20 protein-coding genes are annotated in these 26587 nt (G+C 43.0%); 14 read left to right on the top strand and 6 right to left on the bottom strand.

From position 1 onward, the window contains the following. Nucleotides 1–31: 31 nt before the first annotated feature. On the bottom strand, nucleotides 32–1165 hold the full coding sequence (locus ACS8FC_RS04665; protein ID WP_439260731.1) for a helix-turn-helix transcriptional regulator: 1134 nt from the start codon (nucleotides 1163–1165) through the stop codon (nucleotides 32–34). 231 nt (nucleotides 1166–1396) lie between these two features. Further along, the gene (locus ACS8FC_RS04660; RefSeq protein ID WP_439296000.1) at nucleotides 1397–4102 is read right to left on the bottom strand and encodes an AAA family ATPase; all 2706 of its coding nucleotides are present in this window, start codon (nucleotides 4100–4102) and stop codon (nucleotides 1397–1399) included. Nucleotides 4103–4392: 290 nt separating this feature from the next. Here ACS8FC_RS04660 and rsmG point away from each other — a divergent pair, with 290 nt between their 5' ends. The 10 genes from rsmG (at nucleotide 4393) to ACS8FC_RS04610 (ending at nucleotide 14662) form a co-directional block, all read left to right on the top strand. Continuing rightward, the gene (gene rsmG / locus ACS8FC_RS04655; protein ID WP_439295999.1) at nucleotides 4393–5109 is read left to right on the top strand and encodes a 16S rRNA (guanine(527)-N(7))-methyltransferase RsmG; all 717 of its coding nucleotides are present in this window, start codon (nucleotides 4393–4395) and stop codon (nucleotides 5107–5109) included. 229 nt (nucleotides 5110–5338) lie between these two features. Further along, nucleotides 5339–6118, top strand: a complete 780-nt coding sequence (locus ACS8FC_RS04650; RefSeq protein WP_439295998.1) for a ParA family protein — start codon at nucleotides 5339–5341, stop codon at nucleotides 6116–6118. A 136-nt stretch (nucleotides 6119–6254) separates the two neighbouring features. Further along, nucleotides 6255–7403, top strand: a complete 1149-nt coding sequence (locus ACS8FC_RS04645) for a ParB/RepB/Spo0J family partition protein (RefSeq protein WP_439295997.1) — start codon at nucleotides 6255–6257, stop codon at nucleotides 7401–7403. A 148-nt stretch (nucleotides 7404–7551) separates the two neighbouring features. Continuing rightward, entirely contained in the window at nucleotides 7552–8286 is a 735-nt protein-coding gene (locus ACS8FC_RS04640) for a MotA/TolQ/ExbB proton channel family protein (RefSeq protein ID WP_439295996.1), read from the top strand. Between the two features lie 50 nt (nucleotides 8287–8336). Beyond that, complete coding sequence (locus ACS8FC_RS04635) at nucleotides 8337–8768, top strand: ExbD/TolR family protein (protein ID WP_439295995.1); 432 nt, start codon at nucleotides 8337–8339, stop codon at nucleotides 8766–8768. 260 nt (nucleotides 8769–9028) lie between these two features. Then, on the top strand, nucleotides 9029–10807 hold the full coding sequence (gene msbA / locus ACS8FC_RS04630) for a lipid A export permease/ATP-binding protein MsbA (protein ID WP_439295994.1): 1779 nt from the start codon (nucleotides 9029–9031) through the stop codon (nucleotides 10805–10807). Nucleotides 10808–10857: 50 nt separating this feature from the next. After that, nucleotides 10858–12060 carry a tetraacyldisaccharide 4'-kinase gene (gene lpxK / locus ACS8FC_RS04625; RefSeq protein WP_439295993.1) on the top strand — a complete coding sequence of 401 codons (1203 nt, stop codon included), beginning with the start codon at nucleotides 10858–10860 and terminating at the stop codon, nucleotides 12058–12060. A 114-nt stretch (nucleotides 12061–12174) separates the two neighbouring features. Beyond that, nucleotides 12175–13002 carry a 3-deoxy-manno-octulosonate cytidylyltransferase gene (gene kdsB / locus ACS8FC_RS04620; RefSeq protein ID WP_439295992.1) on the top strand — a complete coding sequence of 276 codons (828 nt, stop codon included), beginning with the start codon at nucleotides 12175–12177 and terminating at the stop codon, nucleotides 13000–13002. A 104-nt stretch (nucleotides 13003–13106) separates the two neighbouring features. Then, nucleotides 13107–14225: a DNA polymerase III subunit delta' gene (locus ACS8FC_RS04615; RefSeq protein WP_439295991.1), complete on the top strand. Its 1119-nt coding sequence runs from the start codon at nucleotides 13107–13109 to the stop codon at nucleotides 14223–14225. Nucleotides 14226–14314: 89 nt separating this feature from the next. Continuing rightward, the gene (locus ACS8FC_RS04610; protein WP_299216078.1) at nucleotides 14315–14662 is read left to right on the top strand and encodes a PilZ domain-containing protein; all 348 of its coding nucleotides are present in this window, start codon (nucleotides 14315–14317) and stop codon (nucleotides 14660–14662) included. An 87-nt stretch (nucleotides 14663–14749) separates the two neighbouring features. On the opposite strand, the gene ppk2 is transcribed toward ACS8FC_RS04610, so the two are convergent. Continuing rightward, on the bottom strand, nucleotides 14750–15763 hold the full coding sequence (gene ppk2 / locus ACS8FC_RS04605; RefSeq protein WP_256713825.1) for a polyphosphate kinase 2: 1014 nt from the start codon (nucleotides 15761–15763) through the stop codon (nucleotides 14750–14752). Nucleotides 15764–16012: 249 nt separating this feature from the next. After that, nucleotides 16013–17488, bottom strand: a complete 1476-nt coding sequence (locus tag ACS8FC_RS04600; protein WP_439296070.1) for an acetyl-CoA C-acetyltransferase — start codon at nucleotides 17486–17488, stop codon at nucleotides 16013–16015. Nucleotides 17489–18224: 736 nt separating this feature from the next. Between ACS8FC_RS04600 and ACS8FC_RS04595 the strand changes: the two genes are divergently transcribed. From ACS8FC_RS04595 to ACS8FC_RS04580, 4 genes are all read left to right on the top strand, one after another. Continuing rightward, on the top strand, nucleotides 18225–19625 hold the full coding sequence (locus ACS8FC_RS04595; RefSeq protein WP_439295990.1) for a 3-oxoacyl-ACP reductase: 1401 nt from the start codon (nucleotides 18225–18227) through the stop codon (nucleotides 19623–19625). A gap of 348 nt (nucleotides 19626–19973) precedes the next feature. After that, nucleotides 19974–20888: a MaoC family dehydratase gene (locus ACS8FC_RS04590; RefSeq protein WP_439295989.1), complete on the top strand. Its 915-nt coding sequence runs from the start codon at nucleotides 19974–19976 to the stop codon at nucleotides 20886–20888. Between the two features lie 50 nt (nucleotides 20889–20938). Then, nucleotides 20939–21454 carry a protein tyrosine phosphatase family protein gene (locus tag ACS8FC_RS04585; protein ID WP_439295988.1) on the top strand — a complete coding sequence of 172 codons (516 nt, stop codon included), beginning with the start codon at nucleotides 20939–20941 and terminating at the stop codon, nucleotides 21452–21454. Between the two features lie 123 nt (nucleotides 21455–21577). Next, complete coding sequence (locus ACS8FC_RS04580) at nucleotides 21578–22963, top strand: serine hydrolase domain-containing protein (protein ID WP_439295987.1); 1386 nt, start codon at nucleotides 21578–21580, stop codon at nucleotides 22961–22963. A 28-nt stretch (nucleotides 22964–22991) separates the two neighbouring features. Here the strand turns inward: ACS8FC_RS04580 and ACS8FC_RS04575 are convergent, their stop codons facing one another. Together ACS8FC_RS04575 and ilvD are read right to left on the bottom strand one after the other, a co-directional pair. Then, the gene (locus tag ACS8FC_RS04575) at nucleotides 22992–24242 is read right to left on the bottom strand and encodes a cation:proton antiporter (protein WP_439295986.1); all 1251 of its coding nucleotides are present in this window, start codon (nucleotides 24240–24242) and stop codon (nucleotides 22992–22994) included. Nucleotides 24243–24504: 262 nt separating this feature from the next. Beyond that, complete coding sequence (gene ilvD / locus ACS8FC_RS04570; RefSeq protein ID WP_439295985.1) at nucleotides 24505–26415, bottom strand: dihydroxy-acid dehydratase; 1911 nt, start codon at nucleotides 26413–26415, stop codon at nucleotides 24505–24507. Nucleotides 26416–26587 lie beyond the last annotated feature (172 nt).

Here is a 26587-nt window from a genome sequence, read left to right as displayed (position 1 = left end):
TTTTTTACTCAAACTTTTATTGATTATTTTGTTACTCATTGTCTGATGTTTTGTCCAAGACTACTTGATAAAGAAGCGGCGGCTTGGCCTCTAATAAGCCTTTTCCAAAACCGCGCAGCCACCAAACCAGTTGTGAGGTCAGATTAACGGTCGCATGAATCGTTAAAGTTTCATCGTCATTAAACACCACGATTTGATCGTCACTCAGCTTACTTTCTGTTAGACTTTTGCCAGCCCTTTTGGTAAAGCGCAGTTCAATAGGGGTATTTTTACCTCGATCAGGCAGCTGACTCAATAGGGGATGTGTAAAGCCCATGCTACCGGCGTCCAGATAGCTGTCTAAGTGAAAATCATTTGGTGTTACTGCAGTGCTATCTAGTATTTCAACACTAGCAAATCGATGCAGCGCAAAGGTACGGATAATGGCTTTTGGATCATCAGTTCGAGTGGCGAGCAAATAAATAATCACGCCACGTTGAATGATAGCAATAGGATTTAAGACATACTCACTGGCCTCTGACTTGTTACTGCGTGTATAACAGGCTTTAATCTGTAGTTGATAAAACAGCGCATGATAAATATTGTCTTTACTGTCCAAATCAATATGCGGCGCAATTAATGGCTGAGTTGCTGTTTCAATGCGTACGCGATCTATCCATGAGTGCGTGACTTTGCTATTTTTAAGCTGTCGCCGTGCCAGATCAAACCATGGGAATAGCTCATCTAAAATAGCTGGCGGAAGTAGCTGAGTAAGATTTGCTTCCACCATATTAAAGGCAACCGCTTGCGATAAATTCATATGTGGTAAGCTTTGCAGCGGAGCGTCGTCTTTCCAGCGCCAGCCTTGCGGGTTGGCATTATTTTTTTCAATTGGAAAACGTTTGGCCAAAGCGTTCAAATCTCTTTGTACTGTACGTAAGCTGATATCGAACCCAGCAAGCTTGAGCTGCTCATAAATATGTGTCGTGCCCACCCAGCGGTTGCGCTGGAGCTGTGACAACACTTGCCATTGCCGCGCAGTAGTCGCCGCTCCATGACGGCTAGCCGCTGTATCGTTCGCTACATTCTCCGTTTCTTCGGTAGCTGATAAAACAGGCTGTACTGTCTGCTCATCAGGAGCGTTAGAGGTAGAGAGTTCTGTTGCGTTAGCGTTTTGCGCAGTCATTGAGAGATAACCTATATAGAGTCTGTCATAAACAGTAACATGTTAAAACATAGCCTGCTTGGCATAAAAGACGTTTATCATCGCAGAAAATAGCTTAAGCGTCTAGAAGGTTTAAGTTTGGCTTTTGAAGATTGTCATCCAGCAATCTTCTGAATGATTTTAGCGAAAGAGTTTTAACACAAAGTATGAATGCAAATGATTGCCGAAGAGGACGATACTCGGTTTGCGTCATCATTGACCGTCATCAGCGTTCTCGCTTTTACGCTGTTTTTGTTTATCCTTTTTCTTACGACGTTTAGATTTACGTTTCTTGTTGGCTTTCTTTTTGGATTCTTTTTCTTCAATAGGCTCACATGTATCTTGATTATCGTCCCATATCATCAATCGGCGCAAGACTTTACCAAATAAAGTATCTTTACGATAACGACCTTTTTTATTCATTGTATCGATAGGCAAGCCTGTCATCAGTGTCAAGGCTTCACTAATCGTATGCACGCCATAAATAGAAAAGCTGCCTGCCTTGACCGCAGCAATAATATCGTCTCGCAACATCAATTGGCTGACATTGGCCATTGGTATTACTACCCCTTGTTGACCTGTCATACCTTGCTCGCGACAAGCATCAAAAAATCCTGCAATTTTGGCATTTATGCCGCCGACGGCCTGCACCTCACCCAACTGATTCATAGAGCCTGTAATAGCAAAGGATTGGTTGATAGGTACATTCGCTAAAGCTGAGAAGAGCGCACAAGCTTCACTGACTGTCGCGCTATCGCCATCAATATGAGCGTAGCTTTGTTCAAAGGCTAGGGAGGCACTAAAATTTAGCGCATGATGTTGGCTAAATAGCGCACGCAAATAGCTGGTCATAATCAACATACCTTTAGCATGTAAACTGCCGCCCAAATCGACATCACGCTCGATATCGAGAATCTCACCAGTACCAATGTTGGGTTGAATCAAAGCAGTAAGACGTGCTGGCATGCCAAACTCACTATCAGCATAGCTGACAACAGTAAGGGCGTTGACTTGACCGACAGCCTCTCCTTGAGTATTGATGAGCTGTTGGCCGTTTTTTAGCTCATCCCAGTATAGATCACGCAAGTATCCTGAGCGCTCATCCATATCACTGATGGCTTGGACGACATGACTGGCATCGACGATGCTCTTTTCATTGAGGCGTGCATGACGGTTCGACTCGTGTAAGAGCTTGATGAGGCGGTCACTGTGCAGGCTAAGACGGTCTTGATCTTCAGCTTGTAAGCTTAAATGCTCAAGAAGAGTAGTTTGTGCGCTATTGTCAAAAGGATATAGGTTGGCATAATCGATAATATCCGCCATTTTGGCGACCAACGCTAGCTCATGCTCAGCTGTACGTGTCACATCATCATGGAAGTCAGCACGAACTTTGAACACAGCATCAAATTCTGGCTCTAGCTCCAGTAGTTCATAATATAAATCTGCTTCTCCAAGCAAAATCACTTTAACATCAAGATCGATTGGCATCGGTGCTAGTGATAAACTGCCTGTTAAAGTCAGCATTTGCTCAAGACTAGACAACTTGATTTTACGTGATTGTAGAGCGCGTTTTAGACCTTGCCAAGCATAGGGGTGCTCAAGTACGTGACTGGCCTCAAGCAGCAGGTAACCGCCATTTGCTCGGTGTAGTGCGCCAGCTCTTATCATACTGACATCGGTAGTCACTGTGCCCAATTGGGTAATTTGCTCGACATGTCCCAATAAATTAAGATGAGTAGGCAGATCTTCAAAGATGACTGGCACGCCGCTTTCAGGCTCATGATTTACCATGATATTGACAGCGTATCGGCTAGGGGTAGTCGCTAGTACAGCAGGAGTAAACTCTTCATCATCGCCATTAACAATATGTTCGACATGGGTCACCATATCATCGAATATCGCATTAAGATAATTCATAACAGCTGGTAGGTTAGCAAACTGCTCCTGTATGGGAGCAAATAAGGGTTGTAACGCACGGCGAGCAATACTACGATGTAACGCTTCTATTGCGTCATTCGCTTCATCTTCTAGCTTTTCTAAAGCGATAGTGAGCTGGCTAAGACGCTTTTGCATGTGATTTTTTTGTGTAAAGCCATGCAGCTCAGACTCATAATCACTTTGTGTGGCAGTATTTCTTGGCTCAGTCGTCTCGGTGGATGTGGATTTAGAGGTAGTAGATGTCGTTTTATCATTTTCCTCTATAGGCAATTGGCTTGGATGCACAAACATCGCTTTATTATCAACTGCGCGAAACGTCAACGCCAAGTCGTATTGTTTACCTTCAGCATTTAGGGCGTCGTAAGCAAGACTCTCCTTTTGGTGCGTGTCGTTTTTTATCGCCTCGATCTTACTTTGATATTGGTCACTACGAAAACGTTGACTGAGACGTTTTTTTGCCTGTGTCCATAAGTCGCTAATTTGCTGTTGTAATAATACCGCTTGTCCAGCAGGCAACCGTATCGCTAGAGGGGTACGAGGGTCAGTAAAATTGTGCACGTAGACCCAGTCGTCTGGTGTGGGTGCATCCATAGCGATGTGCTGTAAGAAACGGCTGATAATGGTACGTTTACCAAGCCCATTTTCGCCAGCGGCAAAGACGTGATAGCCACTAGCTTTTATATCCAGTGCAGTGTGCAAGGCTTTGAGCGCACGCTTTTGCCCAAAACCAATGTCCAAATCGGGCGCAGTACGGGTGTCAGTAGGCAGGATATCAGCAGCACTATAACGTTTCAATTGCTTGGCGGCGATAAGACAGCGTTGATCAACTGCTCTAAATATCGGATGGGGTAATGAAGTATCTTGTTTGTCATCTGTGTGCTTCGCTTTTACTGATATAGGATCTGTCACAACAGTAGGTGTCGTCATCAGGTCAATATCGTCTGAAAGTTGCATTGTAGAGGCAATCGGCTGTTCGGTCATAGGCGTATGGTCATTTATCATGTAATAGTTTAAAAGGTGATAAGTTTTAATAACGATATCTTACAAGATATCTTAGTATTTTGAGTCATACGAACATAATACTAGAGTAGGTAATAACAAAACGGCAATCCTATATAAAGACATAAAAAATAAAAAGATAAGGGAATAACCCTCTAATCTTAGCGCTGATAGTATAAGATGATGGACATTAGCGCAATCTGCAACTATTCAATATGTGGCCTGCATGATAAAATAGAAGGTTCACATGCCAAAACTGGATGATTCGCCATATGTCAGCTTCTGCTAAAACCTCTTTACCTTCTACGAGCATGAGTAATACAAACATAGATGCTGCTGGTTTTACAAAACTTGGTAAGCAGTTGCCATTGCTTGCTGATATTTTGGCTCAAGCAGTGCAAGAGCTGGGTCTAACGTTGAGCCAAACGCAGCAGCGCACGTTATTATTGTACTTAGATCAGCTTTTACTATGGAATAAAGCGTATAATCTGACCGCGATTACGGATCCAGTCGAAGCCTTAATTAAGCATGTCATTGATTGTCTGGCTATTATACCGCATTTGCCTCAAGGGTCGCTGCTAGATATCGGTACAGGAGCGGGGTTGCCTGCAGTTATTATCGCGATTTGTCAGCCTGAACGCTCATGTACTGCACTCGATAGCAATCAGAAAAAGATTCGTTTTATCAAGCAAATTAGTAGTGAGCTTGGTTTGAGTAACGTGCAACCAATTGCTGCACGTATTGAAGCACATGAAACGACTTATGAAGTGGTCACTTCTAGAGCTTTTGCAAGCTTAACAGACTTTGTTGAAGTGGCGCAGTCGCGATTGGCGAATGGTGGTCGTTTGTGCGCTATGAAAGGCAAAATGCCAACGGATGATGAGCTACAAGTTTTAGAAGAAAAATGGCAAATCAAAACCGTTATTCTTGATGTGCCACGTTTACATGATAGTCGTCATTTGATTGAATTGTCTGCCAAAAATGACTAAGCTATGAGCACATTAATAACTGGGCGACATTTGGCATGGTCAGCTCGGTGTATATTTAACACAATGGCTAAAACGTGAGACCTTAATCTTAAGGTTTTCGTGTGATATTTTGCGTAAATTATAATAAAATTACGAACAGATTTTTTGTGAAACATGACAATAAGAATGTAAAACGAAAGTTTATTAAAGCGAAAACGAGCAACAGACCTTAATCAAATTGAGTAAGTGTATGGAAATCATAGCAATTGCAAATCAAAAGGGTGGCGTTGGTAAAACGACCACGGCGGTAAATTTGACTGCCAGTTTGGCGGCGAAGCGTAAGCGCGTACTGCTGATTGATTTGGATCCACAAGGTAATGCTACTAGTGGTACTGGTATTGATAAAAATGATTTAGAATTGACAATAGCAGATGTGCTACTTGATGATGTCTCATTACAAGATGCGACTGTTATGAGTCCGGCAGGTTTTGATGTGATTGGAGCCAATCGTGAGTTGGCAGGTATGGATGTCACATTAATGGGGCAAACCAACAGTCATGAGCTATTGCAGACTGCAATGACCAATTTAGTAGAGGCTCAGTCCAGCTCTAAAAAAGGACCCTACGATTATGTCATTATGGATTGCGCGCCAAGTTTAAACCTGTTAACAATCAATGCTTTGGTAGCCACTGATGGCGTCATTATTCCGATGCAATGCGAGTATTATGCATTAGAAGGTTTGGCTGATTTATCGCAAACGATTGAACGCTTAACCGAGCTCAACCCTAAACTGTATATTCGAGGGGTTGTAAGAACGTTGTTTGATGCACGCAACACGTTAGCGCGCGATGTGTCTGCCGAACTCGAAGCTCATTTTGGCGACATTATGTACAAAACTCATATCCCAAGAAACATTCGCTTGGCCGAAGCGCCTGCGCATGGACTACCAGTGATTGCCTATGAAAGATGGTCAAAAGGGGCGCGCGCGTATCAAAAACTGGCAGCTGAAGTTATCAAGCAAAGCCGTTAGCAGAGGCTAAAATTAAGAAGATATAGCAAACGTAATCATCAGCTAGCTGAGCGATAAAGTACTAAGTTGCGTATTTATCAGTGAGCATTTATTAATAAACATTTGGCTTTTATTTAGCGTTAGAGGATAGGTAATCATGGCGAAAAAACGAGGATTGGCTGCCAATCGAGGTTTAGATGCCTTATTAGGATCAATCAAAAAAGAAAAGCAAATTACCGCCTCTGCTTTGCAAGACGATTCTGTTACACGTGATGGTGACGATACGGTTACTGCCAGCTCTAGTGCTCAGACATCAGAATCATCTACTGCGCAGAGCAAAATTCAGACGACAAAAAATAATAAAAAAGTAGCTACGGACACAAGTGAGCCTACCACGCCGCGTACTACTCGCAATAGCGTAAAAACCCGTCATAATTCTAAACACAATACTAGAACCACAAGCGATGGAATAGATAGTGGTGCCTCTGAGGACCAGATCAGTTTGGTACAAATTGCAGTAAGCCAACTGCAAGCAGGTAAATACCAACCTCGCCGTGATATGAGTGAAACGGCGTTAGCGGAGCTGGCATCTTCGATCGAACAACACGGAGTGATGCAGCCTATTGTCATCCGGCCACTGCTTGCAAATGAGGATAAAAGTACAGTCGATGTGACTCACGAAATCATCGCAGGCGAGCGTCGTTGGCGTGCAGCAAAAATGGCAGGTAAACCAGTTATTCCAGCGATTGAACGCGCTTTATCTGATGAGCTGGCGATTGCACTTGCATTGATCGAAAATATTCAGCGCGAAGATTTGTCAGTCATTGAGCAAGCAGCAGCATTACAGCGCTTTCATACTGAATTTGGCATGAGTCATGCAATGATTGCAGATGTGGTAGGCAAAGCGCGAACGACGGTATCAAATTTACTACGTCTCAATCAGTTGCATGACGCGGTAAAAGATCATCTGGCAAATAACGCTTTAGACATGGGACATGCGCGTACGTTATTGGCGTTATCTTCTGAGCAGCAGCCTATCATTGCACAAAAAATTATTGATGGTGGAATGACTGTAAGAGAGGCTGAAAAGCTGGTCAAGTCAATCTTAAATCCTGTATCCAAAGCCGATCGTACTGAAAAATCACAGTCTCACGATGCTGAACGTTTAACGCAGCACCTCACAGATATGCTAGGGGCAGAAGTAAAACTTAAGCATAAAAAAGATGGTCAGGGTAGTGTAGAGATATTTTTTCACAATCAAGATGAGCTGGCAGCGTTAATCAAACAGCTAGAAGCGCAGCGCTAATGCACTCATTGAAACTGACGTATTAAAAACAACACACTTAATCAGTGTGTCAATGTTGTACTGTGGTACATGCTGCGCTAATAATGACTTTCATTACATAATGGTCGCAAGCTTTTGGACATTTTAGATAAGATATAAGAGAGTCATTATGTGGGAGTTGGTAAAAGCAGGTGGTTGGCTGATGATGCCAATCGTCATATGTTCGATAGTTACGCTTATCATTATCATTGAGCGCAGCAGTACGCTACAGTTTAGTAAAATCGTACCTGACAGATTACGTGAGCAACTAATAACGCGCCTACGTGAAAATGGCGATATTGGTCGCACTCAGTTAATGAATGTTAAAGAAAAAACCCCATTGGGCGATATCTTAGCGACAGGATTGGTATATCGTCAGTATGGTCTAGACTCAATGACTATGCACATGCAAAATAGAGCCAGTGTACAGATACATCAGCTCGAAAAAAACATTAATATGCTCGGTACAATAGGAGCAATTGCTCCACTACTTGGTCTATTGGGTACTGTACTGGGTATCATATCTTCATTCTTGGCCATTACAGATGGTGCGATGCAGGATCCTACTTTGCTGGCCGCCGGTGTCTCGCAAGCTTTGATTACCACGGCAGCTGGTATGGTCGTTGCGATACCAGCGCTCGTCGCTTATCGCTATTTTCAGCGCCGGATTGTAGATATTAATGCTAGGTTTGAGACTGAAGCTGGACTGATGATTCAAGAGCTTTACGACTATCAACTCTTGGCTGATGCTCATTTACCGTTCAATCAACCGTCCGCTACGGTAGTAAAGAATCAGCATACAGACGATGAGCAGTTGGGTGATACATTGGGTTTTGATACTGAAAATACGCACCAACCTGCATAGAAGATACTTGTATTTTCGCCTTCTAGCCTTACGTCATCAGAGAATTAGCCATGCGTTTTAGAAAGCCTACCGTTGAACCACTAGAAATCAACTTAACACCCATGATTGACTGCTTACTGTTTTTGATCGTGTTTTTGTTATTAGCAACGTCATTCAATCACTTTAGTCGCTTAAATATAGTTTTGCCTGAAGCGGAAGGTGTCGCACTTGTCGAGCAAACTACTAGTATTGAGGTGGCGGTACAAGAGGATGGCAATTATATGGTTAATGGTATGAGCCTTGCTAACAATAGTGAGGCTGAGCTGACCAGTATGTTGCAACAAGAAGCAGGTAATGAGCGGGACATTTTGTTTGTTATCGCTGCCGATGCCAACGCCACTCATCAATCAGTGGTAAAAGTAATGGATATTGCGGGCAAATTGGGCTTTTTAAATTTGAATATCAGTACTGTTATGCCGCTCGGTCAAACACTGCCGCAGTAGGCAGTGGTGAGCCATCTATTTTCTCATTACTATAGTTAATTCGCTATAAAAACGATACAGCGACACTGGTATAAATTTTTTGCAGCTTCTGTCAGCGTAGACACAGCAAGTAAGAAAAATTTATACCAGTTGCACATTACGTTACAATGTATCGGTTTGATTCGGTATCGACTATACATCCATATTCTTTTGTATGTAATGACGCTGCTAATGCGACGAATGTCACAAACCCATCTATCAACATTTGACCCGAGGCTTTTATGAGTCAATCTGACGTAACTAAAACCTCTGCCAATCTTAAACTTGAACAGCCATCGAGTCCGCCTAAGCGTAAGACGTTGCTGCGTCTGTTAAGGTATTTAAAACCCTACTGGTGGGCACTTCTTTTAACCGTATTAGGGTTTGCTATCAATGCGGCAACAGAGATCTGGATTGCCAAACTATTACAATATATCACCGATGCTATCAATCAAAACGATCAAGCAAAGCAAAATTGGTTTCCTGCTTTGATTATTGCGCTATTCTTTGTGCGCGGTGTTGGTAGCTTTTTGGGTAACTATTATTCTGCATTAGTCTCACGAAATCTGGTTTATGAGCTACGGGTACAAGTGTTTAATAAGTTATTACGCTTGCCAAGCTCTTTTTATCTGGCCAATCCTGCAGGAACCATCTCTTCCAAACTAATATTTGATGTCGAGCAGGTAACGGCGGCTAGTACCGACTCTATGAAGACTGTGTTGCGTGATGGCTTAACAGTCGTCGCTTTGATTGGTTTTTTACTTTATAGTAATTGGCGCTTGACGTTGATTTTGTTTTTGGTATTGCCACCGATCTTATGGTTGATTCGTTTTGCCTCTAAGCGTTACCTAAAGCTGTCCAAAGGTATCCAAGAAACCATGGGTGATGTGAGTCACATCACTAATGAGGTGATTGGCGGTTATCAAGTAGTAAAAAACTATGGCGGGCAAGCTTACGAGGCTCAACGCTTTAACGTCACATCAAAAAAGAATCTGCGTCAAGGCATGAAAGTGGTCGTTACCAATAGCATCAACACTCCAGCGGTGCAGCTGTTGATGGCAATGGCGATGTCTGTGGTAGTCTGGCTTGCTCTGCGCCCGTCGGTGATTGACAATATCTCAGCAGGCGAGTTTATATCCTACATTGCAGCAGCAGGTCTTCTAAGTAAACCTGTACGTTCATTGACCGATGTCAACCAAAAACTGCAAAAAGGTATCGCTGCAGGTGAGTCTATATTTGCATTACTTGATGAGCCTGAAGAGCGCGATACGGGTACGCTTAGTCCCTCATTGTCAGGTGAGATTCAGTTGGATAACGTTAGCCTAATCTATCCTGACTCAACTGTCGCGTTGCAGGACTTTAGCTTAGATGTACGGGCAGGTGAGACTGTCGCATTGGTTGGTCGTAGTGGTGCTGGCAAGTCATCCTTGGTTAACTTACTAACGCGCACCTTAGCCACAACTTCAGGGCAGATTACGATGGACGGCATGCCTGTTGAAGACATTACTTTAGAGAGTCTGCGTGCGCAAATTGCTATGGTTAATCAACAAGTGGTACTATTTAACACCACCGTTTTTAATAACATTGCTTATGGCAGTTTAGCGACTAAGTCGCAAGCTGAAGTTGAAGCTGCTGCTAAAGATGCCTTTGCTCACGACTTTATCATGAAAATGCCGCAAGGCTATCAAAGCCAGATTGGAGCAGAAGGCTTGCAGTTGTCTGGTGGTCAACGCCAGCGCCTATCGATAGCACGCGCCCTATTAAAAGATGCGCCAATCCTAATATTAGACGAGGCGACCAGTGCGCTTGATAATGAGTCAGAGTATTTTATTCAGCAAGCGCTCGACAATGTCATGAAAGATCGTACTACTTTAGTCATTGCGCATCGTCTCACAACGATTGAGTCAGCAGATCGTATTGCAGTGATGGACGGCGGGCAAATCGTTGAAATTGGTACCCATAATGAGCTTATGCAAAAGCAAGGTCATTATGCGCAAATGTATGATCGAGATTTTGAATAATAAACAGTTTGGGTTACAAATTACGGGCAAAACCAGATGGATGCTAAATAATGAGTATTGAGACGACAATTACTCGTGCTTGGCAGCAAAAAGCAGCTTGGCTTTGGTTACTATTGCCGCTTAGCTGGCTATATGGCTTGCTTGTTTGGTTGCGCCGTCAGGCTTATAAACTGGGAGTATTGACAAGTTTCCGTGCGCCTGTACCAGTTATGGTCATCGGTAATGTTACGGTTGGCGGTAGTGGCAAAACGCCTTTAATTATCACTTTGGTCAGTTATTTGCAGAAGCAAAGCATAAAGGTTGGCGTGATTAGCCGTGGTTATGGCGGCGATACATCCCAAATGCCAGCGTTAGTAACCAAAGAGAGTTTGCCAAATACAGTAGGCGATGAGCCGTGTTTGATTGTCAACACCACTGCTGCGCCAATGGCAGTATGCCCAAACCGCAAGCAGGCAATTACGACTTTGCTAAACGCGCATCCTGACTTACAATTAATTATCGCTGACGATGGTTTACAGCATTATGCGTTGCAACGTGATATCGAATGGATAGTAGTAGATGTAGCACGTGGATTTGGCAATCAGCAGCTATTACCGACAGGGTTTTTACGTGAACCGATAGCGCGATTAAAGGATGCAACCGTTATCTATCATGAGAAACCCAACGTAGTACCAGCTCTTAACGATAATGAAAACTTAGCTCAGCGTTTAACGATGCAGTTACAGCCAGATGAGCTGTATCCTTTGCTGTCTGATGATGAATTAGTCGAGTTGAACGTTTCAAACATAACCATACCTTTGTTATCTAAACCTTTGTCAGCTAAGGTAGTACCGTCAAAAGGTGATAAGGTACATGCGATTAGTGGTATTGGCTATCCTCAGCGCTTTTTTGCCACCCTGAGCACGCTTGGTTTTGATGTCATAGGACATCCTTATCCGGATCATCATAACTTTAGTCTGACCGAGCTACTGCAATACACTGAGCATCCTATGATTGTGACGACTAAGGACGCTGTAAAAATTCGAATAGTGCTATTAACAGAGCTTAGTAAAATAAATGCTATAAAATCCACTGAATCCACTGAATCCACTGAATCTATTGATAGTCACAGTGGCAATGACATTATAGCTTTAGTAAACAAGCTATGGGTACTACCTGTGACTGCCAAACTATCTGACGTTTGCTATCAGACATTGCAGCAGCAATTGACCGTACATGGTATCAACATGGTTGGGTCAAGTTATGATAATTAAGTTAAGGTAGTCGATGTATATAGTTGTTTTTATGTCTAAGCGTATGTCTAAATTACTCGCTTATTTTTATATTACCTATTTGAATTTATGTACCTTTTGTTATAGGAATTATTTATGTCGTCAGCTTTAGCACCTGCCAAAACTCATATCGTTATTCCTGCACGCTTTAAAAGCACACGTCTACCAGGTAAACCTTTGTTAGATATTCATAGTAAGCCTATGATACTTTGGGTCGCTGAAAAGGCTCAAGCCGCGCATTTTGCCGATGATATGTGCATTGCGACTGATGATGAACGAATCGCTAAGGTTTGCTCGGATGCAGGGTATGAAGTGGTAATGACAAGTGCTGATCATGCTTCAGGCACAGATCGTTTGGCTGAAGTTGCGACGATCAAAGGCTGGGCTGATCATGATATCATTATTAATATGCAAGGAGATGAGCCATTAGTGCCGCCGCTCTTACTACAGCAAGTCAAAGACCTGTTGGTACAAGATGATGACAGCGTTATGGCGACTTTATACGAGCCTATTGAAGATTATCAGACGTTCATAAGACCGTCGGTGGTCAAGGTTGTGAGTGCAATCGTTGGTGACACTCAGCGCGCGCTGTACTTTAGCCGTGCACCGATTCCTTGTGATCGTGATGTGGCGTTGGCAGTGGCTGCTGGTAACTTAGATATAGCGGATCTACCCGCCCCAAAAGAGGCTTACCGTCATTTGGGATTGTATGCTTATCGGGTAAGTTTGTTACAACAATTTGTCCATTGGTCTCAAACACCGCTTGAAACGCTTGAGAGCTTAGAGCAATTACGCATTTTAGAAAACGGTGGCAACATAGCTATTGCGGCTGCAAAAGTTCAGCTACCTGCTGGCGTGGACACGCAAGAAGATTTGGATCGTTTAAATGCAATGAGTGTCAATAAGTTTATAAGCAATACATAATAAATAGCCTAAGCATTTATTTAGCAATTGATATTTGAAAGAATCTATAAGATAAGATAAGTACCAAGCTTAGTAAATTTTAAACGAAATAGTAGGCAACAAGCGTGAATCATATGACAGACAGTATTTATTTTGCGCCACTATTACCATGGCAGCAAGCATTGTGGACGCAGCTTACAAGTCGTGTACTATCACCGCCCCATAATTTGCCGCATGCATTACTTGCCGCTGGTATGCAAGGAATGGGCAAGCGTGCTTTTATTTGGCGACTGATAGCTTGGCTATTGTGTCAAGAGCGTCAGCAGCATCCGCTTGGAGCTTGTGGTCATTGTCAAAGCTGTCAATGGCTTAGATCTGGTACGCATCCAAGCTTACAAGTATTGCCTATTACCAGTATGCCTATTAGCACTGAAAGTCAGGAAAATAACCAAGCTGTCAGTAATAATAAAAAAACGAAGACCAATACCAAGTCGGTAAAAGCAACCAGTAGTGCTGCGTTGACAGTAAAGGTAGATGATATTCGCGCATTGCAGCCTTTTATCTACCAGGGCGGACAGGGGATGCGCATTTGCGTGTTAGATCATGCTGAAAAAATGACTATCGCAGCGGCCAACGCCCTTTTAAAAACGTTAGAAGAGCCACAAGCACAAGTTCATCTTTTTTTAATCAGTGACATGCCAGCAAAACTACTGCCAACGATTAAAAGTCGTGTACAGCAGTTACCATTGCAGGGAGTAGAACCAACTATTACAAATGACTATGTGGCTCAAGAGCTTGGCAATACGATTAATCGTGAAGTGGTAAGTCCGATACAAATTACCCAGTTGTTACAGTTAGCAAACGGTGCACCACTTGCAGCAATAGAGCTGGCAAAAGCTACCTGGTATAGCAAACGCGCTCTATGGTTGACGACATGGCAAGCCTTACGTAGTGGTAAGCGTAGCAGTGTAGCGGCTAGTGACTATTGGCAAGCTGAGATTGATCTACCAGAGTTTCTCAAGCTGACTGAGCTTATGCTGATTGATATTCGGCGCGTTTGTTTAGGTCTTGATAGTAACCAAAAAGATATTGCTCTATCAGCCGCTTTAGAAAAATATCAGCCTACAGACAACGCATTAGAAACATTGCTAAGCCAGTTGCAGCAAACAAAAACAGCCCTTCAACAAAATGTGCAAGAAAAATTTGCCTATGATAAGCTGATGCAAGACTTGGTTTATCTATAGAATCTATCTGAGCATATAGACTCTATATAGTAAAACTAAAGTGACAGTCAAGCGATATCTAACCGTATATCAAAATTAAGGATGTTATTATGGCAATGCCAGGACGTGGCGGTATTATTACCTGTCATATTGAAGATGTCGAAAAACTATATGCCAGCTATTTATCTTTTGTAGATAATGGTGCCCTGTTTGTACCCACCAATCGTGTCCAGGAGTTGGGTGATGAAGTCTTCATTGCGATTACCTTACCCAATTCTAGCGAACGCTTACCGATGAATGGCAAAGTGGTTTGGATCAATCATAAAGCACAGGCCAACCGTCCTGCAGGGTTTGCCGTCCAAATCGGTACGGATGTTGCGGGACAAAAAATAAAACATGAAGTTGAACGCTTACTAGCAGGCAAGATTGATAGCCAGCAAGCGACTTATACTATGTAAGATAGACTATAGTGTAAGACAGACCATAGTAGGTCACATTATATAAGTAAACGTCTTGTCAGTTATTGACTGTGACATTACGAAGGTCTAATAACGTGATGGAACGTACATATCGTCTGGAATAGGCTCTCGATAATATTCGTCATCGCGTTTACGTTCGGGCAATTCTACTTCCTCGCGCGGCACTTCTTTGTAAGGTATCTGCTCAAGCAAATGAGCAATACAATTTAAACGCGCCCGTTTTTTATTGTTGCCCTCAACCACCCACCACGGCGCTTCTGGAATATGAGTACGCTCAAACATAGTCTCCTTGGCTTTGGTATAATCTTCCCAACGCCGCCTTGATTGCAAGTCCATTGGCGACAGCTTCCATTGTTTGAGTGGATCATGAATCCGGCTCATAAACCGCGAATGCTGCTCATCGTCAGTGATAGAAAACCAATATTTAACCAACCTAATACCAGAACGCACAAGCATACGCTCAAACTCAGGTACAGATTGAAAAAACTCCTCATACTGGGCATCGGTACAAAACCCCATTACGCGCTCAACACCGACACGGTTATACCAACTTCGATCAAACAACACAATCTCACCAGCTGCTGGTAAGTGCGCCACATAACGCTGAAAATACCATTGTGACTGCTCACGCTCAGTTGGTGCGGGCAGAGCAGCAACTCTACAAACGCGTGGGTTAAGACGTTGAGTAATACGCTTTATAGCACCGCCTTTGCCTGCTGAGTCACGACCTTCAAATATCACGACAATGCGCTCACCGCGATCGACTACCCAATCTTGTAATTTGATCAACTCACGCTGCAAGCGGACCAGTTCTTGAAAATAAGTACGACGATCAAGCTTTTCTTGCTCTGTCATCTCAAGCCCATCAAAACGAAAATCACGTACATAATCGTCTATTTCATTTTCAAGCTCTTCATCATAACCGTCAATTAAATCCTGATGCATCTTACGACGTAGCTCATCATTGAAGACTTCTTTGTCCATGCGTGTAATGAAGTTGCCTTGTTCAGGTTTGCTTAGCTCGGCATGTTCCTGCGGTGTCAAAGACTTTGGGTCAATTGCCGAGGGAATCTTACTCATAGAAAACTCCTAATAACTATTCTTATCATTGTATTAATTGTGGTCTTTACTTTAGCATATCTGATGGCGAAGCTATGCGGTGACTGCGTTTTATTATTGTGTGATGCAACCTTGTATTGCTCATTATCGCGCTAGCAGATTTGTCACTGCATTTAAAAATAAGGAAGCATAAAAAACACCCTCTAACCAATCGATTAAAGAGTGTTAAAAATTCAAAATATTTAAGCTATTTGTCTGATAAGCACCAGATTATTTTTCTAGGATACAAGTGACACCTTGACCGCCAGCTGCGCAAATAGAGATAAGCGCACGACCTGAGCCTTTTTGATCTAGTAGCTTAGCTGCTGTCGCAAGGATACGGCCACCAGTTGCTGCAAACGGATGTCCAGCAGCAAGTGATGAACCATTCACATTTAGCTTACTACGATCAATAGAGCCCAACGGCGCCTCAAGTCCTAGGCGCTCTTGGCAAAATGTCTCATCTTCCCAAGCGGCAAGGGTTGAAAGAACTTGTGAAGCAAAGGCTTCATGAATCTCATAAAAATCAAAGTCTTGTAGAGTAAGACCAGCACGCTCAAGCATACGCGGTACTGCATAGGCTGGTGCCATTAATAAACCTTCTTTATTGCCAGATTTACCAATGAAGTCAACAGCCGCTGTTTCTTGGTGAACAATATAGGCTAAAGGCTTCAGACCGTGTGCTTCTGCCCACTCATCATTGGCTAGCAGTACACAAGAAGCACCGTCAGTTAGTGGTGTTGAGTTGGCCGCTGTCATGGTTGGGTTGGCATTCTTTTTACCAAATGCTGGTTTAAGCTTGCCCATTTTTTCAAGAGTAGAGTCTGGGCGTAAGTTATTATCGCGTGTCAGACCTTTATATGGCGTAATAAGATCATCAAAGAAGCCTTCATCGTAAGCGCGAGCCAAGTTTTTGTGACTATTAAAAGCCAATTCGTCTTGATCTTCACGGCTGATGTTCCATTCAAGAGCAGTAATCGCTTGGTGCTCACCCATAGACAAGCCAGTACGCGGCTCACCGTTTTGTGGTGATTCAATCAGATCTTTTGGGTTCAGACCCATGAGGGCTTGCAAACGCTGTTTGTTGTTTCTTGCTGCTCCTAACTTTAGGATGACTTTACGTAGGCCATCACCCACAGCGAGAGGCGCGTCTGAAGTCGTATCGACACCGCCCGTAATGGCTGAGTCAATCACACCTAAAGCAATTTTATTGGCCGAGGCAAACGCAGACTGTAGACCAGTGCCACAAGCTTGTGAGACATCATAAGTGGGTGTGTGTGGGTCTAGAGCAGTATTTAGAGCCGCTTCGCGTGTTAAGTTAAGATCGCGGCTAAGCTTTAAAACAGCGCCGGCGACCACTTCACCCACACGCTCATCTTGCAAATTATAACGTTCGATAAGACCATTAAGTGCAGCGGTTAACATATCAATGTTGCTAGCATCAGCATAAGGTCCATTTGAGCGGGCAAAAGGAATGCGATTGCCCCCTAAAATGGCAACGCGATGTTGGCCTGAACTTAGTTTGGTAGCGCGGCTCTTTTTAGAAGCAGTATTTGGCTTGCTAGTCTTAGCCGCTGCCTCATCGGTATTATCATCAGCACGATCCTCTGATTTTACTGATTGGTTTTGTGTATTGTCTTCATGCGTTTTGGCCGCTTCAGACTTTGCTGTAGTATCAAATACATTGAGGTCTTCTGATTCACTCATATTAGACTCATTAACTAAATCTTCTTTAATTTTTGCTTTTTTCTGCGCTTGATCGTTTTCAGAGTTGTCATCAACTAGATTGCCGTCAGCATCAACAATATCAGTGGCTTTTTTTAACTCAGCAATTGAATCGTAATGGTCATTGTTCTTTTGGACATCTTTTTGTGATTGAGGGTTTTTCTGTGTGTTGTCTGCTGCTGGAGTGTTACCTTTGATAACTGTACTCTCAACGACTGGGCTATTCTTTTTGTTACTCATAAAGTTATCCTTAAAACGAGTGAATGTAGTAGATAATAAGGTAATAAAACATTGTCATAAACAAGGTAGGTCATCAATATAGAAGATGGTAGCCGTTTATCGTAATAGTTTTTACCCTGTTATTGTATACCTTTAGCAATTCAGGTAACAAAAACTCAAATTTACATAAGCCAAAAATACATAGACTGAGCAGTATTACTTATTAGTATTGCTTAAATGACTGTCTGATAATATATTGTTATCAGTATATAATTGAGTCATAACTTCTAGGTTTTATTTTAGCATATAAGTTTGTTTTTCAAAGAAAGAGAAAGTAACTGCTGCGTTTGTAAGTCTGCGCGTTTACTCATGTTTATATCGTTGACTTTTGGACTTGTTTAGCTTAGGCGTGTATAGTTATGTCAACTTTAAATTCACTTATTAAAGACCCCTCTGTTTTCATTCATTATTGTTTTAATTTTAGATACAGGAGTATTTTATGTCAGACCGTTATGGTGATTTTGTTCAATCTTCTATTGGTAAAAAAGTTGCTAAAAACTTAGGTCTACCGCTACCAGTAAGTCTTGATCGTTTTGAGAGCGGACAACGTCTTGTACGCGGCAGTGTATTAGTTGGTTCAGCCGATGGTAATGACAATCGTGTGAGCAAGTCTATCGCGCGTATCTTGTCAGAATTGCATGCTGAAGTGTTTGTTAATAGCAGAGACAGTATTAAAGATGCACTTGCTGATGCAAACGTAGAAGCAAAGGCCAATACAGGCAGTGAAGACAACTTTAAGGTATTATTGTTTGATGCCAGCAATATCAGCAATGCAGATGAGCTCAAGCAAGTCTATGAGTTCTTTCATTTTTTGGCTCGCCGCGTAGAGAAGTCAGGTCGCGTCGTCGTTATTGGTCGTCCACCTGAAGAGATCACTGATGTAGAAACAGCTTTAGCCCAGCGTGCGCTTGAAGGATTTGTGAAGTCTGTCGGCAAAGAGTTCAAACGGGGTATTACCGCTCAATTGATCTACGTCGCTGAAGGCTCTGAAAACAATCTTGATTCAACATTGCGCTTCTTTACCTCAGCGCGTTCAGCTTATGTATCAGGACAAGTCGTACGTGTCGGTAAGGGTAATGCAGTTGAAGTAGACTGGACGCAGCCATTAGGTGGCAAGACGATGTTAGTCACTGGCGCCAGTCGCGGTATTGGTGAGGCGATCGCTCGCGTATTGGCTCGTGAAGGCGCACATGTCATCTGCCTAGATGTACCACAGCAACAAGCTGACTTACAAAAAGTTGCAAGCGAGATTAGTGGATCGACTTTGATGGTTGATATCACTAGTGATGATGCTGGCGAACAAATCGCTGAAGCTGCCAAAAAGCGTGGTGGTCTTGACGCTATTATTCACAATGCAGGGGTTACTCGTGATAAAACGCTTGCCAAAATGGATGAAAAAAAGTGGAATATGGTTATCAATATTAACCTTGCCAGTATCGCTAGATTGAATCGTTATTTACTTGATAATGATGTATTAAAAGAAGATGCTCGCATTGTATGTGTGTCTTCAATCTCTGGTATCGCAGGTAACCTTGGTCAGACCAACTATGCTACCTCTAAAGCTGGTGTTATTGGGCTGGTCGATGCGACTGCAAAACAGTTGGCAGGCAATGACAAAGGCATGACGATAAATGCGGTTGCTCCAGGCTTCATTGAGACTCAGATGACCGAAGCCATCCCATTTGCTATTCGTGAAGCAGGTCGCCGTATGAACTCAATGAGTCAAGGCGGATTGCCAGTCGATGTGGCTGAAACGATTGCGTGGCTTGCTTCTCCTGCATCAGGCGGCTTAAATGGCAATATCGTACGTGTCTGTGGTCAAAGCTTGCTAGGTGCATAATATTTATATATAACTGTTATTTTTCTATATAAAATATATAGATATAAATTCTGTACTAAGTTGATGATGTTACTATTGATTTATTGTATAAATCATCGTTACTTATGACAAATTTACTAACTTATTGTAATAAAGCTGCCTATGGGTGGCTTTTTTATGTTAAAACCACAAGGTTGACAAGGTTAATAAAAATTTTGTTTTTAATAGATATTTTCATGTTTGTCTTTAGTTTTGCTTATTTAGTAACTTTTTAGTTCTGTATTTCTGAGCCAAGATGTTGCAAAATAAGCGACTAAACAGCCAATGGATGTGCTAAAAATTCGCTTAAGCCTCAATCAGGATAGATTTATGTCAGATAAACACTATGATGCGTTGCCAAAAGCGCATACCACTTACGCTAATATTATAAAGAGCCTGTTGCCTATCGGTGACAACGCAAAAGTTGGCAAGGATGAGCTGCCGCAAGCGACCTACTATGTGAATGATTTGCACATCGATCAAGATAATTTAGAAGATTACCGTAATATTTGCGGTTTTGCTGATGATGGTAAAATCCCTATTACTTATTTTTCTGTGCTATCGCAAGCGTTACAGATGAATATGATGGTTAAAGAACCATTTCCTTTTGCAATGTTAGGGCTGGTACATGTAGATAATAGTGTGACGCAGTATCGTCCTATTGGCGAGCGTGAGACGATCGCTATGTCCGTGTCGTTCGATAATTTACGTGATCATGCTCAAGGCCAGCAGTTTGACTTTGTAACTACGGTCAAGTCACAAGATGATGTCATTTGGGAAGGGGTCTCGACGTATCTAGCCCGTGGTAAAAAACCTGCTAGTAATGCAAGCAACAAAAACAAGCCGCGTCCCGCTACTGTCAAACCAATGGTCGATGAAGAAGGGACCCATTCTGTCTTTGAAGTGCCAGAAGATATTGGTCGTCGTTATGCCTTTATATCTGGGGACTTTAACCTTATTCATTTGCATCCATTGTCAGCACGAGCTTTTGGGTTTCCTAAAGCAATCGCTCATGGCATGTGGTCTAAGGCCAAATGTTTGGCAATGATGGGCGAACTACCCGATGCATGTACTGCTGAGGTATCATTTAAGCTACCTATATTTTTGCCATCTGAGGTTGAGCTGATTGCTGAATCCCTAGCAAAGCTTGAGAGCAGTGATGACAGCTGTAATTTTGGTTTGTATAGCGCCAAAAACGATAAGCCGCATCTTGCTGGTGTTGTTAAGTTAATTTCAGAAGATTAATCAGTATAATCTTAACTCAAATCTTAATATCTACCAATATATATACGACTATGACTCTAAATACAAATGCCCAATCCTTTACAGATGAACATGATAATCAAGACCCGGTAGCTGACAATGGTATGAATCTTTCAGAAGTACTAGAGCCTTATTTTCGCCCTGATGAACAGACAATCGTTTGCGGTGCGCTTGATGAGTCCAAAGTAAAAGCGTTAGCAGCTGCAGGGGTTGAGCTTGTTATTAATTTGCAGCCTGATGATGAGCTTAGTTTCGATGAGTCAGAGGCAGTAACGCGCGCTGGTATGCATTACGAACAGCTACCTATAAGTGGCGCCAAAGATTTAAAGCAGCTCAATATATTAGCGTTTGATAATATACTGCGCCAGTACCATGGTAAAAAAACCGCATTGCATTGCGGGTCAGGAAATAGAGCAGGGGCAGCGATTGCCCTACGTGCTGGCTGGTTACGCGGGCGTAAGATGGATACTGCTATGGAGCGTGGGCGTAGTCATGGACTGGCTGGTCTTGAGCAAGAGGTACATAATCGATTGCTAGTACCGCGTTAATGTGATAGTAGGGTTAAAGGTGTGTTTTAGAAGGCGACCAATGGGTGGCCTTTTTTATTATTGTCTAGTAAAACTATCTATCATCAAAAACCACGTGATAATTAATAAGTGAGTAAAACGACAATGCCATATACTGCTAACAACTATGATCGAAGTGGTAGGGTTGATACCAAAATACAGCAGCGCCTACAACAATTACTGACCGATCTACAGCTAGATGACGCGCCAGCAGGTGGGTCAATAGTCGTTTATCAAGCTGGCAAGTGTATTGCGCAGGCCAGTGTCGGCATGGCACAACCTGATGTCTCATGGCAACCAGAAACTTTATCCCTAAATTTTTCAACGGGCAAAGGCATATTAGCAACGTTGGTCCATGTTTTAGTGTCACAAAAACTACTTGATTATGACAGACCAATTGCCAACTATTGGCCTAAGTTTGCCTCCAATGACAAAGCTGATATCACTTTACGCTCATTAATGTCGCATCAAGCCAATTTGTTTTCGATAAACAGTATTGATGCTGATAGCGAAACCTTGCTCGAATGGGACAGTATGCTTGCTAAGGTCGCTGCAATGCCCATAACCTTGCCTGAGGATGCAATGCGATATGATAGTGCTTATAGTGCGCTGGTTTATGGCTGGATATTAGGAGGTGTCATAGAAGCGGTCACCGATATGGCGCTGGCCGAAGCGTTACGTCATTATCTAACGGAGCCGCTAGGTATTGCTGATAGTTGCTACTTTGGTGTGCCAAGCGATAAAGCAGATAAAGTGGCTGTATTGGTCAAGGATTTTGTAGCCTCAACGCAAGATCATACCGTAGAGCGTACTCAGCTCCGTTCTCGTCGAAATAAGCCCGTATTAAAACCGGACTCTGAACATACATTACGTACCTATGCAACTCTGTCAAGTTATGAATGCTGGAAACAGCATGCGGCCAAATTTCAAACAGTTGAAGAATATAATAACGACAAAAATACAGAAGAATTGTCTATACTAGATACCGCTCAGATCAACCGTCTATACCTTAATACAAATCAGTTAAATTTAAAGAACTATAAGGCTGCACTCATACCAGCCAACAAGCAACCTATAGATTACTATAATCGTCAAACGCTACAGGCAGTTATTCCAGCTGCCAATGGTGTGGCTTCAGCACAAGCCTTGGCGACCATCTATGCTATGTTGGCAAACGGTGGTAAATGGCAAGGGCAAACTCTAATCGATGAAGCAACATTCGAGCAGCTATCTACTCCGCAAGTCACAGGGATGGATGCAGTAATGCCTGCTCACATGCATTGGCGCTTGGGTTATCATCGTCTGTTTAGCGTTTGTGCTAATACCGAAGCGGGTTTTGGACACATGGGCTACAACGGCTCAGTCGCTTGGTGTGATCCTGCTCGGCAGCTGTCTTTCGCTTTTATACATAACTTTGATGTAACTATGCTAAATGATGTCCGCCAGTTTGCCCTGACGGAAGCGGTATTAGATTTGATCAATACAGATTAAACATACGAATTGAGATTACCAACTTGAACTATGAGCGTGGTTTATTAGCTGTCATTTTTAGTAATTTTGGCGCACTTAAACCATGCATAAAGATAGAGGATAAGATAACAATAGAGCATACCACCCAAAGCTTAAGCGCATCTTCTTCTCCAAAAAACCCGTGATTAAGCGCATAAGACAAATAATATAAAGTACCAATACCTCTAATACCAAGGGCGGATATTGCATATTTTTCCGTTCGAGGTAGGTTCAGTCCTGTCAGAGCAATAATACCACCTAGCGGACGGATAAATAGTAAGAAAGCAAAACTGACAATATAGACTCGCCATGTCAGCTCAACACCTGATTGCAACCCTTGTCCAATAAGCATGCCAAAAGCTACCAGTACTAAGGACATCAATAGACCTTCTGACTGCTCAGCAAAATCATGCAGTTTTTCATGGTAACTATGTTCATGCTCCGAGCGGCGAAAGGCAAAAGCGGCGATAAAGACAGCAATAAAGCCATAACTATGTATATATTCAGCCAAGCCATAAGCTAATAATGTCAATGCAATGACTACATAACCTTGAGAGATGGTAGTCTCACGAGTATGCTTAGAAAACACCACTTTTGCCAAAGTCTTTCCGACGACTATACCGACGACTAAACCTGCACCAATCTTCCATAATACGTCGTGTGTAAACCACGTCCAAAGTAGCTCACCTGAGAACCCTTGACCTTCATTATAAGCTTCAGCTATTTTGATGGCCAAATACACAAAGGGGAATGCTAAGCCATCATTGAGCCCGGCTTCTGATGTTAAGGTAAAACGTGGGGCGTCTTCGCCCCCAGTATTAGGCGGTCCAACTTGAATGCTAGATGCTAATACAGGATCGGTAGGAGCAAGTACAGCCCCTAGTAGAATCGCTGCACCTATGGTTAAACCAAAAGCATAATAGCCCAAAAAAGCCATGGCAAAAATGCCAATAGGCATAGTAATAAGTAATAATCGTACAGTAGGACGCCATAGTCGCCAAGACAATGGCGTATCAATTTTAATACCAGCTCCAACCAGTGATACCAGCACCACAATCTCAGTGAGTTTTTCGATAATAATGCCGTGTTCCATGGGGTCTAGAAATGACAATGAAAGCCACAAATAGCCAATCACAATGCCAAAAGTAACTTGGAGCATGGGTAGAGATAAGGGTAGGGGCCTAAATATAATGGGAAAAACAGCACCAAATAAAAAAGCGATACCGCAAACTAATAAGAATAAATTATAATTTTCAATCATAAGGTTTATGCAAGCCGCTTGGTCCATTTAAAATTTAAAATTTAAAATTTAAAATGGAAAGTTGATAATAGCAATCTGTAGAAGTTGTAAGATGTAGAACATAAACGTAATCTATGAAAGCGGTCAAAAACCTATAGTGACGAAAAAACGCAATGAGTTTCGCAAAAAATCGTTATCAAAACGTCAGCTGCGTTGTTTTTTGGTGAAAAAAAACCAGCATAAAAGCTGGCTTGATTCAAAAATTTGGATAGCTGCTCTGTAGTTAGCGCTCCACTTGACTCACATCTCGTATCGCACCCGTGTCTGCACTGGTCGTCATAGCAGCATAAGCACGTAGGGCAGGTGTGACATAACGCTCACGACTCACAGGCTTCCATGCATCGCGGCCGCGTGCTTCCATTGCGGCGCGACGTGCGGCTAGGTCTGCATCACTGACCTGCATATTGATGGTACGGTTTGGAATATCAATATGGATGGTATCGCCTTCTTCAACCAGACCAATCGCACCGCCTTCAGCAGCTTCAGGGCTGGCGTGGCCGATAGATAAACCTGATGTACCCCCAGAGAAACGACCATCAGTGAGTAGCGCACATTCTTTACCCAAGCCTTTTGACTTAAGATAGGTCGTTGGATACAGCATCTCTTGCATGCCAGGACCTCCTTTTGGACCTTCGAAGCGGATAATAACCACGTCACCTGCTACGATTTGATCATCAAGCACAGCTGCTACGGCTGCATCTTGTGATTCAAAAATACGCGCACGACCAGTGAAGGTTAAGATGCTTTCATCGACGCCAGCAGTTTTGACCACGCAGCCACGCTCAGCGATATTGCCATAGAGTACGGCAAGGCCACCATCTGCTGAATAGGCATGCTTGACGCTACGAATACAACCCGACTCACGGTTGACGTCAAGGTTGGGCCATTCTTTTGACTGTGAAAACGCCTCAGTGGTACGTACGCCACCAGGTGCAGCAATGTAGCGCGCGCGCGCCTCAGTATTATCAGGATTCATGATATCCCATTTATCGATGGCTGCTTTCATGGAGGGGCTATGGATAGTCGGTATATCGGTGGTAAGTAAACCTGCTCGATCAAGCTCAGCAAGTAATGCCATCACGCCGCCGGCACGGTGCACATCTTCCATATGATATTTTTGCGAAGCAGGAGCAACTTTAGAGAGACAAGGGACACCGCGACTCAAACGGTCGATATCTGCCATTTTGAAATCTACTTCTGCTTCATTTGCCGCAGCCAATAGATGCAAGATAGTATTGGTCGAGCCGCCCATCGCAATATCTAAGCTCATCGCATTTTCAAACGCAGCTTTGGTCGCAATAGAGCGCGGCAATACCGAATCATCGTCCTGCTCATAGCGGCGTTTGGCCAAAGATACAATCGTGCGACCTGCTTCTAAGAATAACTCGCGGCGTAATGCATGAGTTGCTAATAAAGAGCCATTGCCAGGCAATGATAACCCCAAGGCTTCAGTCAAACAGTTCATTGAGTTGGCAGTAAACATACCAGAGCAAGAGCCACAAGTTGGGCACGCTGAGCTTTCAATAGCCAAGACATCTTCATCGCTAATGGTGTCATCAGCAGCATCCATCATCGCATCAACAAGGTCAAGCTTACGAATGGCGTTGCCTTTACTGTCAGTTGCATGTACGTCGCTGCCACCGTCGTTATTGTGACTGTGAGCAACGGTACTAGCGACAACTTTACCCGCTTCCATTGGCCCGCCAGAAACAAACACCACAGGCACATTTAGGCGCATGGCAGCCATCAGCATGCCAGGGGTGATCTTGTCGCAGTTAGAGATACAGACCAACGCATCAGCGCAGTGAGCATTGACCATGTATTCTACCGAGTCAGCGATGAGGTCACGACTTGGCAGCGAATACAACATACCGCTATGACCCATTGCGATACCATCATCGACGGCGATGGTATTAAACTCTTTTGCCACACCGCCCGCTTTTTCGATTTCACGCGCCACCATTTGTCCAAGATCTTTTAAATGTACGTGTCCAGGTACAAACTGCGTAAATGAGTTGGCAATCGCGATAATCGGCTTGCCAAAGTCACCATCGGTCATGCCAGTGGCGCGCCATAATGCGCGAGCACCTGCCATATTACGACCACCGGTAGAGGTTTTTGAGCGATAATCCATATGATATTCCTTACAAATAGGCGAGACTCGTTGAAGATATAGCCTCAGCTTTAGCTTTGATGTTTATAGTGTGCTTTTTATACAAAGTGAATACTAGTGAATAATACTAAGACGTTACCATACCATTAGATATGAATAACTAAAAACAATTCATGGGTAATGTGAAGATGTC

This window comes from Psychrobacter sp. 1Y4, assembly GCF_051847555.1.
This window is presented reverse-complemented; position numbering and strand designations above follow the sequence as displayed.

Coding starts and splice junctions, on each gene's coding strand:
- ppk2 (WP_256713825.1), bottom strand. CDS start 15,763: ATGAGTAAGATTCCCTCGGCAATTGACCCAAAGTCTTTGACACCGCAG.
- kdsB (WP_439295992.1), top strand. CDS start 12,175: ATGTCGTCAGCTTTAGCACCTGCCAAAACTCATATCGTTATTCCTGCA.
- ACS8FC_RS04660 (WP_439296000.1), bottom strand. CDS start 4,102: ATGACCGAACAGCCGATTGCCTCTACAATGCAACTTTCAGACGATATT.
- ACS8FC_RS04600 (WP_439296070.1), bottom strand. CDS start 17,488: ATGAGTGAATCAGAAGACCTCAATGTATTTGATACTACAGCAAAGTCT.
- ACS8FC_RS04650 (WP_439295998.1), top strand. CDS start 5,339: ATGGAAATCATAGCAATTGCAAATCAAAAGGGTGGCGTTGGTAAAACG.
- ACS8FC_RS04640 (WP_439295996.1), top strand. CDS start 7,552: ATGTGGGAGTTGGTAAAAGCAGGTGGTTGGCTGATGATGCCAATCGTC.
- ACS8FC_RS04585 (WP_439295988.1), top strand. CDS start 20,939: ATGACTCTAAATACAAATGCCCAATCCTTTACAGATGAACATGATAAT.
- ACS8FC_RS04635 (WP_439295995.1), top strand. CDS start 8,337: ATGCGTTTTAGAAAGCCTACCGTTGAACCACTAGAAATCAACTTAACA.
- msbA (WP_439295994.1), top strand. CDS start 9,029: ATGAGTCAATCTGACGTAACTAAAACCTCTGCCAATCTTAAACTTGAA.
- ilvD (WP_439295985.1), bottom strand. CDS start 26,415: ATGGATTATCGCTCAAAAACCTCTACCGGTGGTCGTAATATGGCAGGT.
- ACS8FC_RS04575 (WP_439295986.1), bottom strand. CDS start 24,242: ATGATTGAAAATTATAATTTATTCTTATTAGTTTGCGGTATCGCTTTT.
- ACS8FC_RS04580 (WP_439295987.1), top strand. CDS start 21,578: ATGCCATATACTGCTAACAACTATGATCGAAGTGGTAGGGTTGATACC.
- rsmG (WP_439295999.1), top strand. CDS start 4,393: ATGTCAGCTTCTGCTAAAACCTCTTTACCTTCTACGAGCATGAGTAAT.
- ACS8FC_RS04610 (WP_299216078.1), top strand. CDS start 14,315: ATGGCAATGCCAGGACGTGGCGGTATTATTACCTGTCATATTGAAGAT.
- ACS8FC_RS04665 (WP_439260731.1), bottom strand. CDS start 1,165: ATGACTGCGCAAAACGCTAACGCAACAGAACTCTCTACCTCTAACGCT.
- ACS8FC_RS04645 (WP_439295997.1), top strand. CDS start 6,255: ATGGCGAAAAAACGAGGATTGGCTGCCAATCGAGGTTTAGATGCCTTA.
- ACS8FC_RS04595 (WP_439295990.1), top strand. CDS start 18,225: ATGTCAGACCGTTATGGTGATTTTGTTCAATCTTCTATTGGTAAAAAA.
- ACS8FC_RS04590 (WP_439295989.1), top strand. CDS start 19,974: ATGTCAGATAAACACTATGATGCGTTGCCAAAAGCGCATACCACTTAC.
- lpxK (WP_439295993.1), top strand. CDS start 10,858: ATGAGTATTGAGACGACAATTACTCGTGCTTGGCAGCAAAAAGCAGCT.